Genomic DNA, 9,601 nt, shown 5'->3' with positions numbered 1-9,601 from the left:
GTGCAGTATCCCCCCTTCCCGCCCGTCCTCCCCACGAAGCCCGCGGAGGGAGCCATGACGAATATCTACGAACTGGCACGCGGCCTGAACCTGAAAACGCAGGTCAATTTCCAGCCCGGCACCCTGGCTTCCAGGGACAGGGAGACTAAAAGCAATTACCAGATGACCCTCACCCTGAACGTCAAGCAGCCCAAGGCCCTGACAAAGAAGGAGGACATCCTGAACATCAACCCCAAGCTGGGAACCATGCTTCCCGGCCTGTCCACCCTGTTCAAGCATGCGCGGGTCTCCCCCTATTACGGGCAGATTTACGTCCGCAAGCAGACGGAAATCCGCAAGAACCTGGCCTCCCTGCTCAAGCTCCTGGACCGCCATAATTACTACGATACGGAGACGATTCTGGAAACCACCTATCCGGATACGGGCAGAAAACTCCTCTGGCTACAGAGTGAAATGGACGTTGTTTCCGACGGTTCGGACGGGGACCGCCTGTCCACCATGCCGGATAAAATCCTGAAAAGCTCCTTCTACCAGCCCAGCACTTCCTACCGCTGGAAGAAGCGCACGGACAAGCCCAATCCCCTCCTCAAGCCCTGGCAGCAGAGGCTGGCTTCCTACAAGAAGACGCTGGAAAAAGCCTCCGCCGCGGAAAAACCGGCCCTGCGCCGCAAGATAGACCACGCGGAACGGGTCATTGAAGAATTGAAGCGCTACAGTTTCCTGATCTCGGAATACGATCCGTTCATCGTGGTCCCGCTGGGAGTGGTCAACCAATCCTCTCCCTTTTCCCCGCAGTTCGGGGATTACGCCGTCGTCATCGTGGGGGACAAGTTGTACCCGGCCCTGGTGGGAGACGCCGGACCGCGCTACAAGACGGGGGAAGGCTCCCTGCGCCTGAGCCGTGAAATCAACCCCAAGGCGGGGCCTTACAGCCGCCCCGTTTCCGACCTGGTAGTCAGCTACCTGATCTTCCCCGGTTCCGCGGATCCGGAAGCCGGACCGCCCGACTACGAGAAGCTTACAGCCAAATGCCAGGAGCTGCTCCATGACATCGGCGGCATGGGAAAGGATTTCAAGCTCCACCAGTGGGAGGACCTGCTGGCGCCCAAGCCGCCGCCCGCTCCCCCCGCGCCCAAACAAGGGAGCGGCAATCCTGCGGAAACATCCGCGAACGACCAGAAGAAGGCGGATGCCCCGACGGAAAATCCGGCCCCGGCAGCCTCCCCTGTCACTCCGCCCGCTCCGGAACCCGGCAAAACCGCCGCGTAGGCTACAGGGCTTCCTTCCAGGAAAAGAGAAAGGCCTTCCACATGCGGGAATGAACGGTCCCGCGCGTGATTTTTACCTTTCCTGTTCCCGGCTGTTCCTGCCGTTGGAGCAGTTCCAGCGTATCCAGCCCCAGCCATGCGGGCAGTACGGTGGAAAAACGCAGCCGCCCGTTCCGGAGGGATTCCGCATAAAACACGCCTTCCTTCAGCCAGCGTTCTGCCCGGTCCAGCCACGGCTGAACATCGGAAGTAGGCAAATAGCTTCTTCCACGGGAGAGGTCTTCCTCCCGGTCGCGCAGAATGTTCACCAATTGCAGCCCCATGCCGTAGTGCCTGCCCCAGCGTAAAAGCTGGTCCTCCGGCTGCGTGCTGAAGCCTGATCCCAGCGCCAGCAGGCCCAGCCTGGTCCAGAATTCTCCCACGCAGCCGGCCACCATGTAGGTATAATGCTCCAGTTGTTCGGGACATGAAACCGAGGAACGGGCTTCAAAATATTCCAAATCCCACGCCTGCCCCTCCACAATGGTGGACAGCACCTGCCTCACGAGCATCTGCTCACGGGGGGAAAGGGCTTCCAGCAGCGCCAGGCATTCTGGAAAACGGGCCAGCAGCTCCGCCTCCCCCCGGTGCGTCTGGACGGTGGAAAGAATGCCCAGACGGCCAAAACAGGAGGCGGCGGCCTCCCGGGAGGCGTCCCCGGCTACCGTCGCGCCCATCATCCTCAGCAGCGCCAGGCGTTCCCGGCAATCCATGTCCACGGTATCCGCCACCGTATCCGTAGCGCGCGCCAGCAGATAGCCCACGGCCACGCCGGGGCGCATCTCCCGGGGCAGGAAGCGCATGCTCAAATAAAAGGACCGGGAAACGGCGGACAGAAGCTGACGAAGTCCTTTCATGATTTTTGCAGGCCCAGCCTGTGCATTTTATAATGGAGCACCCGTGGGGAAATGCCCAGTTCCCGCGCCGCTGCGGACATGTTGCCCGGAGAGCGTTTCAGCGCGGCCACAATCAATTCCCGTTCAAAGGAATCCACCATCGTCGGCAAGTCCGCATGATCCTCTCCGTCACGGGAAGACGGGGCGTCATGGCTGGGCATTTGGAGGGAGGCGGGCAGGTTGTAACCGTAAATGCAGTCGTCCTGCGCCGTGATGACTGCACGCTCCATGCAGTTTTCCAGCTCCCGCACGTTGCCGGGCCAGTGGTAGGCCATGAGCATGTTGATGGCTGGCGTGGACAGCCGCTTGATATCTTTCCCGTATTTCAGGTTGAACTTGGAAAGAAAGTGTTCCGCCAGCAGCATGATGTCCCCCTTGCGCTTGGAGAGGTCCGGCATGACGATGGGGAAAATGTTCAGCCGGTAGTACAAGTCCTCCCGGAATTTGTTTTCCGCCATCAATTCCTCCAGATTGCGGCTGGTGGCGGCAATGAAGCGCACGTCGGAATGAAGCTCCCTGTTGCTCCCCACGCGGGAAAAAGTCTTTTCCTGAAGAAAGCGCAGCAGCTTCACCTGCATCTGGAGGCTCAAATCCCCGATTTCATCCAGAAACAGGGTACCTCCGTCCGCCGCCTCCGCCCGGCCGATGCGGCGGGCGGTGGCTCCGGTGAAGGAGCCTTTTTCATGGCCGAACAACTCGCTTTCCAGCAGGTTTTCCGGCATGGCCGCACAGTTCAGCGTCACCAGCGGCTTGTCCTTCCTGCCGCTCAGGTTCACTACGGCGCGCGCTACCAGCTCCTTCCCCGTTCCGGAACTGCCCCGGATCAGCACCGTGGCGTCGCTGGGGGCCACCTGGCGTATCTGTTCATACACCTGGAGCATGGGGCGGCAGTTGCCGATCAGTTCGCCCGGATTGGTTGTTAAAAGCTGGCGCAGTTTCTCGTTCTCCGCCATCAGGGCCGCCCGTTCCTCATGCGCCTGCAGGCTGGCCGCCAGCGCGTCCCCCACGATGTTGCCCACAATCTCCAGCAGCTTCTGGTCCCGTTCCAGGTCCGTTTCCCTGTCCACGGGACGGTCAATGCTCAGGGTGCCGATCACCTGCTGCAAATGAATGATGGGCACGCAGATGAACGCCACCTTTTCCCCGCTCTTGCGGGTACGGGTACGGTTCAGGAACCTGGAATCCCGGGAAATGTCCTCAATCACATGGGGCCTCCCCGTTTCCGCCACATGGCCCGTAATGCCCTCCCCCACATGGTAATGGCCGCGCTTCATCTCCTGCTCGTCCAGGCCGTGGGACGCTTCTATCATCAGATCGTTCCCGCGGCGGATGGTGAAGGTGCCGCGCAGCATCTTCATGCGGCGGTAGAGCACGTCCAGAATATGCCGGAGCAGCGCCGTGCCGTTGCGTTCATTGACAATGGCGGAGCTGATTTCCTGCAGCACGACCATTTCCAAATCCGGTGACTTGTTTATTTCATTCATGAAGTCCGGGGCTGGGCGAATATTAACCGTACGGTCCTGGCAGACCAACTACTTTTTCTTCCACCGTCATGCAGCCGGGGAAAAAGCTGCCGCGGGAAATGCAGATAACGTTCTAGTACTTAACTTTGATGTTGTTATGAACGAAGGAGAAAAGAAGTTTACAAAATTGTAATGCATGGCGCCTCTTTCCTCCCGTTTCACATGCCCACGTCTCCGCCGGACTCCCTTTTCATCATTTCCGTGATGACCTGGAACAGCGCGTTGCGGTACAGGACGCCATCCAGCCGCCCGGTATTTTTCCAGACCACGGGAAAGGCGGGCAGATGGGTCTGTTCAAACAATTTCAGGGCATCCGTCAGATGGGTGCCGGCATCCAGCACGGGGGCGCCCGCGCGGATCAGCTCCCCGGCGGTGGGAGGAGGGCTCTTCCCCTTTTCCTCCATCTGCCGGCGGACAGCCAGAAAGTCATCCGGATAAATGGCACCCTCATAAGTCCCGTCCTTTTTCACCACAAAAATCAGGTCTCCGGGATTCCGCAGCATCAGGGAGGAAACGTCGTCCAGGGAAGCGTCCGGCGCCACCTGGGGCACCACATGGCGAGCCAGGTCATGCACATGGACCTGCGCCATGGGCAGGTTGACCACGGACTCCGGACTGCCGGACAGGCTGGCGGCATACATGGACCGCGCGCGAATCAGCCGCCCCGTTCCATAAGCGCTCACCACGCCGATCAGGAGCGGGTAAATCATTTCCCCGCTCATGGAGAACTCCACCACCATCACCAGCGCGGTCAGGGGAGCCTGGGCCGCCACGGCAAAAAAGGCCGCCATCCCCACCATCGCATACGCCACCGTATGGTTGCCCTCCATGCCCAGAGACGTCAGGACCGTACTGAAAATAAACCCGACCATGCTTCCCACATACAGCGTGGGCGTCATGGCTCCGCCCACCGTACCGCAGCCGAACACGATCGCCACGGCGGACACCTTCACCAGAAGCAGGATAAACGCCTGCTGCGTGCTGTAATCTTCATCCACCAGCCCGGTAATCAGGGCCTGCCCGTTGCCCACCACCTCCGGATAAAAAACCGCCAGCACCCCCACAACCAGTCCGGCGGCCATCAGGCGCAGCGGCAGGAGGGACTGGCGGCCGTTCAAATACCTGGTAGCTACATCCAGCAGGCTGACCCATCCCCTGGCCGCCACGGCGGCCGCCACTCCCAGCGCAATGCACCACAGGGACTGGGAAAAGACGGTAAAGCTTTCAAACGGCGAACTGTACAGCGGGGCGGGATCCCCCAGCAGGTGCAGCATGGCGAACCCGGTGCAGGAGGCAATCAGCAGAGGCGCCAGAATATCCATGCTCACGGTGCCGATGATGATTTCACTCACGAACAGGCACCCGGCAAAGGGGGCATGGAACGCCGTGGTGAACCCGGCCGCCGCCCCGCAGCCGACCAGCAGCCGGAGCCGCGGAATGGATACGTGCAGCCGCTGCCCCACCGCGGACGCGATCAAGGCGGAGGACTGGATGATAGGCCCTTCCTTGCCGATGGCCGCTCCGGAAGCAATGCTCCATGCCGCGGAAAACACCTTCAGGGCGGACGCCCGGAATTTGATCAGCCCGTTTCCGATGGACATGGCCTCCATGTATTCCGTGGCCTGTCCCGGCATCCTTTTTTTCAGGAACAGCAGGATGCAGCCGGCCGCCAGGCCGCCCACCACCGGAATAAACATGCGCCACTCAGGCTCCACCTGGGAAAAGGTGCCTACGCGGGAATCCGACCAGATGCCCGTGAGCAGCCATTGAATCACTTCCACCGTCCACTCAAAAAACAGGGACATGCTGGCGCCCACCACCCCCACGATCACGGCCCACACGTAAGTGACCTGCCTTTCCCCCACCTTCCAATGATGGAACAGCCTTAAAATCCACCCGTACCAGACGGAATCCGGCGGCGGCTGGGGCTGGGGGGATGGAGAATTCATGGGCAAAGCGGCAATATTATTCCATTGTGACAAAAAAACGCCTCCGGATGTTCGATGCCGCAGAAAATACCTGCAGTGCTTCATCCGTGAAGGGCCGCAAGACGCGGAAGGCCGCTCCCTCCGGAGAAGGCGCCTGCCCGGCAAAGGTCTTGCACCGCGCCGGAAACCTGCTACACCGGAAGAACCCCAACCCCTTTTCCCATGCCTGACCGCACGCCGCAACCTCCGCCACGGCTATCCCCGCGCCTCCGGAAGCAGGCGCTTCTGCTGATTGCCTGCGTCATTTCAGGCAGCCAGCTGTACGGCCTCAAACATCCCGCCTCCGTCTGGCCCGCGGAACGGGAAGTGCTTTCCGGCCATTCCATCTTCGGACAGCCGGGGGACCCGGCCTCCCTGGTCACGGTTCCGCTGCCCTATCCGCTGAGGCCGTCCTGGTCCCCGGACACGGAGCTTGCGTCCATTACCTGCCACCGTTTCATCGCCGTGCCGCTCACCAGGATTTTCCAGCGAACGCTGGAACATTACGGCATGGAGCGCATCCGCGAACTGCGGCTGGACGTTTACGGAGGCTGCTTCAACAACCGCCCCATCCGCGGAGGCTCCCGCCCGTCCCTGCACGCGTGGGGCATTGCGATAGACATGGACCCCGAACGCAATACCCTGTACATGAGCACGCCGGAAGCCGTCTTTTCCGGACCGGAATACGATGCCTTCTGGTCCATCGTGGAAAAGGAGGGGGCCTTTTCCCTGGGACGCGAGAGAAATTACGACTGGATGCACTTCCAGTTCGCCAGGCCGTGAAAGTGCGCGGAAGCCCCCAGGCGGCACCGGAGCGGCCCGGGCGTCAGAACGTATATTTCAGGTTGATGCCGTAATAAAAATCATCCCCCAGGTCCCTCTGCTTCACCACGGTCAGCGCCTGGCTGTAGTTGGTGAACAATTCCACGGTCAGGCGCGAGGTAGCGCGGAAGGTAAAACTCAGGTTGTAATCCAGGGCGTTGGATCCGTGGTGCACCACCGGGCCCACGTACCCCCCGTTGTAGCCGTAACGCACCACGGCATCCACCCTCACGCAATCCGCGATCTCCTCGTGCAGCCCCGCAAACACGGCGTAATAGCCGCGGAACGTATGGTTGTTATACTGCCAGTAGAGGTCCGTGCCGCCGAACCAGCGGTCGGAAAAATGATAGGTCGTCTTCAGGCCGGGGCGCGGGATGCCCTTGTCCCCCGGAAAAACAAAGCTGTGCTCATACCAGGGCATCACCGTCCAGTTCCCCAGCTCCTTGATGTAATCCAGCCGGTACTTTAATTCCGCATGGTTCCGGTGGTCCGTGGAAACGCCGTACCATATCTTCCCCACCCATTCCTTGTACTGTATTTCTGGAACGAACATGCACAGGGAGCCGTCCCACAGGTCAAGACCCTCGCACTCGTACTTGCTGGCCCATCCCGTCTGGAAGCGCAGATAAACCCGGTCATCCGTGGGGCCGGCCAGGGAAAGGGGATGGGGGCAGGCCGTCTTCAGGTAGTAGGACTGATCCTGGCAAACCGTCGTGGAACCCCAGGCGCCGGGGCATGACAGCACACCCGCACAGGCCGCCAGCAATAGTTGAGTCGCAGTGTTCGTTTTCATATTCATTTATGGTTGGACAGGCGTTTTCTGGGGCGGCGCATCCGGACGAGGACGGCATCCTTCCATGTTGTACTCCCGCTCCGTTTTTTACTGCAAGCCGATACTCCGCCCGCAGCCGGATAAAATGCCTTCTGAAAATGGGACACCATGGAAAAAACAATATGCAGCCTCCAGAGCAAAAAAACAAACCTCCATTGAAAGATTGTGTCAGCAGGATTTGTATCCAAGACAGTATTCATGAAGTTCCTTATTCCCGCGCTCGTTCTGTCCGCCTGCCTTCCCGCGGCATTTTCGCAAGAACAAATTATCCCGAAACCGGCAGAAATCACGGTGTTCCACGGGAAGCCTGCCCAGCTCACGCCGGCGTCCGCCATCATTACCGCGACGCAGGACAAGGCTTTCCTGAACCGCGCCAGGCAATTGCAACAGATGCTCGGCGAAGGAACCGGACTGCCCCTCCCCCTTAAAACGCCCGGAGAAGCACCGGAGAATGCCGCCTGCATCATCATTAAAAAGGACCCGGCCCTGGCCGCGAAGGGGGAGGAAGCCTACTCCATCCAATCCTCCCCCAGGGGAATCATTCTTTCAGCCGCCCATGCCAAAGGCATTTTTTACGCCGGGCAAAGCCTGATCCAGATGATGCCCGTCATTTTCCACGACCGGAAGGCGGACAAATCCGCCGTCCAGTGGAATATTTCCGGAGCTCCGTTCAACATGGTGGACTACCCGCGGTTCTCCTGGCGTGCGCTGATGATTGACGAGGTTCGCCACTTTTTCGGTGAAAAAGCCATCAAGCAGATCATCGACCAGATGGCCCTGTTGAAAATGAACATCCTGCACTGGCACCTGACGGACGACGTCGGATGGCGCATTGAAATCAAGAAGTATCCCCGTCTGACCACCATCGGTTCCAGGCGCAGGGAATCCGAAACCGGTACGTGGAACAGCGGCAAGTCCGACGGCACGCCGCATGAAGGCTTTTATACCCAGGAGCAGATCAGGGACATCGTTCAATACGCGGCCCGGCGCAATATCACCATCGTCCCTGAAATTGAAATGCCGGGCCACGCCAGCGCGGCTGCCACAGCGTACCCGTTCCTGAGCTTGAAATCACCCAGGGAAGTGCCCACCACGTTCATCGTCAACACGGCCTTTGACCCTACCTCGGAAAAGACCTATGCCTTCCTGTCCGACGTACTGGACGAAGTCGTGGCGCTGTTCCCCAGCAGGATCATCCATATCGGCGGCGATGAAGTGCGCTATGCCCAGCAATGGAAGGACGTTCCGGAAATTGAGGCGTTCATGAAAAAGAACAACATGAAGAGTTATGCGGACGTCCAGATGTACTTCACCAACCGCATGTCCGGCATCGTCGCCAAAAAAGGGCGCCGCATGATGGGCTGGAATGAGATTTACGGCCATGACGTCAACGGGGACGGCGGAGGCAAAGCCGGAACCAAACTGGACACGAACGCCGTCATCCACTTCTGGAAAGGGAATACGGACCTGGCTAAAAACGCCATCAAGGACGGGCATGAGGTCATCAATTCCCTCCACAGCTCCACTTACCTTGATTACAGCTACGGCAGAATTTCCCTGCAAAAGGCATACGGCTTCGAGCCCATTTTCCCGGGCCTGGAGGAACAGTACCATTCCAGGGTCAAGGGGCTGGGGACGCAGGTATGGACGGAATGGATTGCCAATACGGAGCGCCTCCACCACCAGGCATTCCCCCGGGCCTGCGCCTTTGCGGAAGTGGGCTGGACACCTGCCGGGAAAAAGGATTTCCCGGATTTTAAAAAGCGCTTGAAGGAATATAGCGGGCGCATGGACCTGATGGGCATCAAGTACGCCGGGGATGTGATCAACCGGATAGACAAGTCCGACTTTTTCAACACGCCGCAGATCGGCACATGGACGCCTGACGACCTGTCCGGACAGGAGCATTCGTTCGACGTCACCAAACTGGTCAAGGTTCCCGGCAAATACACCGTGACCCTGCTCTACGACAAGGGGGCACACGCCATTGAAATCGAATCCGTGGCCCTGTATGAAGGTGAGAAGGAAATTGCCCGGGACGCTCATTCGGGCAGGAGCGGTACCGATCAGAAAAATATCCAGTACATCCTGAACGTTCCGGAAGCCAGGCAAGGGGCATCCTACACGGTCAAGGCCAGATTCAAGGGGGCCGGAGGCAGCGACTCCTACGGAACGGTGTACTGTGAAGCGCCCTAAAAACTGCTGAATCAACCCGCAACAAAAACCGGAGGGGCTTCATGCCCTCCGGCTTTTG

7 protein-coding genes are annotated in these 9,601 nt (G+C 59.5%); 3 read left to right on the top strand and 4 right to left on the bottom strand.

What is annotated here, in order from left to right; genetic code table 11:
* Positions 1-1,269, top strand: a 1,269-nt coding sequence (locus M8N44_RS13025; RefSeq protein ID WP_249853120.1) for a glycoside hydrolase family 75 protein, incomplete at its 5' end; no start/stop codon positions are given.
* 1 nt (position 1,270) lies between these two features.
* On the opposite strand, the gene M8N44_RS13020 is transcribed toward M8N44_RS13025, so the two are convergent.
* From M8N44_RS13020 to M8N44_RS13010, 3 genes are all read right to left on the bottom strand, one after another.
* The gene (locus M8N44_RS13020; RefSeq protein WP_102726588.1) at positions 1,271-2,164 is read right to left on the bottom strand and encodes a squalene/phytoene synthase family protein; all 894 of its coding nucleotides are present in this window, start codon (positions 2,162-2,164) and stop codon (positions 1,271-1,273) included.
* Complete coding sequence (locus tag M8N44_RS13015; protein ID WP_102728562.1) at positions 2,161-3,687, bottom strand: sigma-54 interaction domain-containing protein; 1,527 nt, start codon at positions 3,685-3,687, stop codon at positions 2,161-2,163. The genes M8N44_RS13020 and M8N44_RS13015 overlap by 4 nt, the downstream gene beginning before the upstream one ends.
* Positions 3,688-3,884: 197 nt before the next feature.
* The gene (locus tag M8N44_RS13010; RefSeq protein WP_180971086.1) at positions 3,885-5,675 is read right to left on the bottom strand and encodes a chloride channel protein; all 1,791 of its coding nucleotides are present in this window, start codon (positions 5,673-5,675) and stop codon (positions 3,885-3,887) included.
* Between the two features lie 201 nt (positions 5,676-5,876).
* Here M8N44_RS13010 and M8N44_RS13005 point away from each other — a divergent pair, with 201 nt between their 5' ends.
* The gene (locus M8N44_RS13005; RefSeq protein ID WP_102728482.1) at positions 5,877-6,476 is read left to right on the top strand and encodes a M15 family metallopeptidase; all 600 of its coding nucleotides are present in this window, start codon (positions 5,877-5,879) and stop codon (positions 6,474-6,476) included.
* A 43-nt stretch (positions 6,477-6,519) separates the two neighbouring features.
* On the opposite strand, the gene M8N44_RS13000 is transcribed toward M8N44_RS13005, so the two are convergent.
* Positions 6,520-7,308 (bottom strand): hypothetical protein, encoded by a 789-nt coding sequence (locus M8N44_RS13000; RefSeq protein ID WP_146018241.1) that lies wholly within the window; start codon positions 7,306-7,308, stop codon positions 6,520-6,522.
* 237 nt (positions 7,309-7,545) lie between these two features.
* On the opposite strand from M8N44_RS13000, the gene M8N44_RS12995 reads away from it, so the two are divergent.
* Entirely contained in the window at positions 7,546-9,543 is a 1,998-nt protein-coding gene (locus M8N44_RS12995; protein ID WP_102728481.1) for a beta-N-acetylhexosaminidase, read from the top strand.
* The last annotated feature ends 58 nt before the right edge of the window (positions 9,544-9,601 follow it).

It is taken from the genome of Akkermansia massiliensis, from assembly GCF_023516715.1.
Lineage (GTDB): Bacteria > Verrucomicrobiota > Verrucomicrobiia > Verrucomicrobiales > Akkermansiaceae > Akkermansia > Akkermansia massiliensis.
This window is presented reverse-complemented; position numbering and strand designations above follow the sequence as displayed.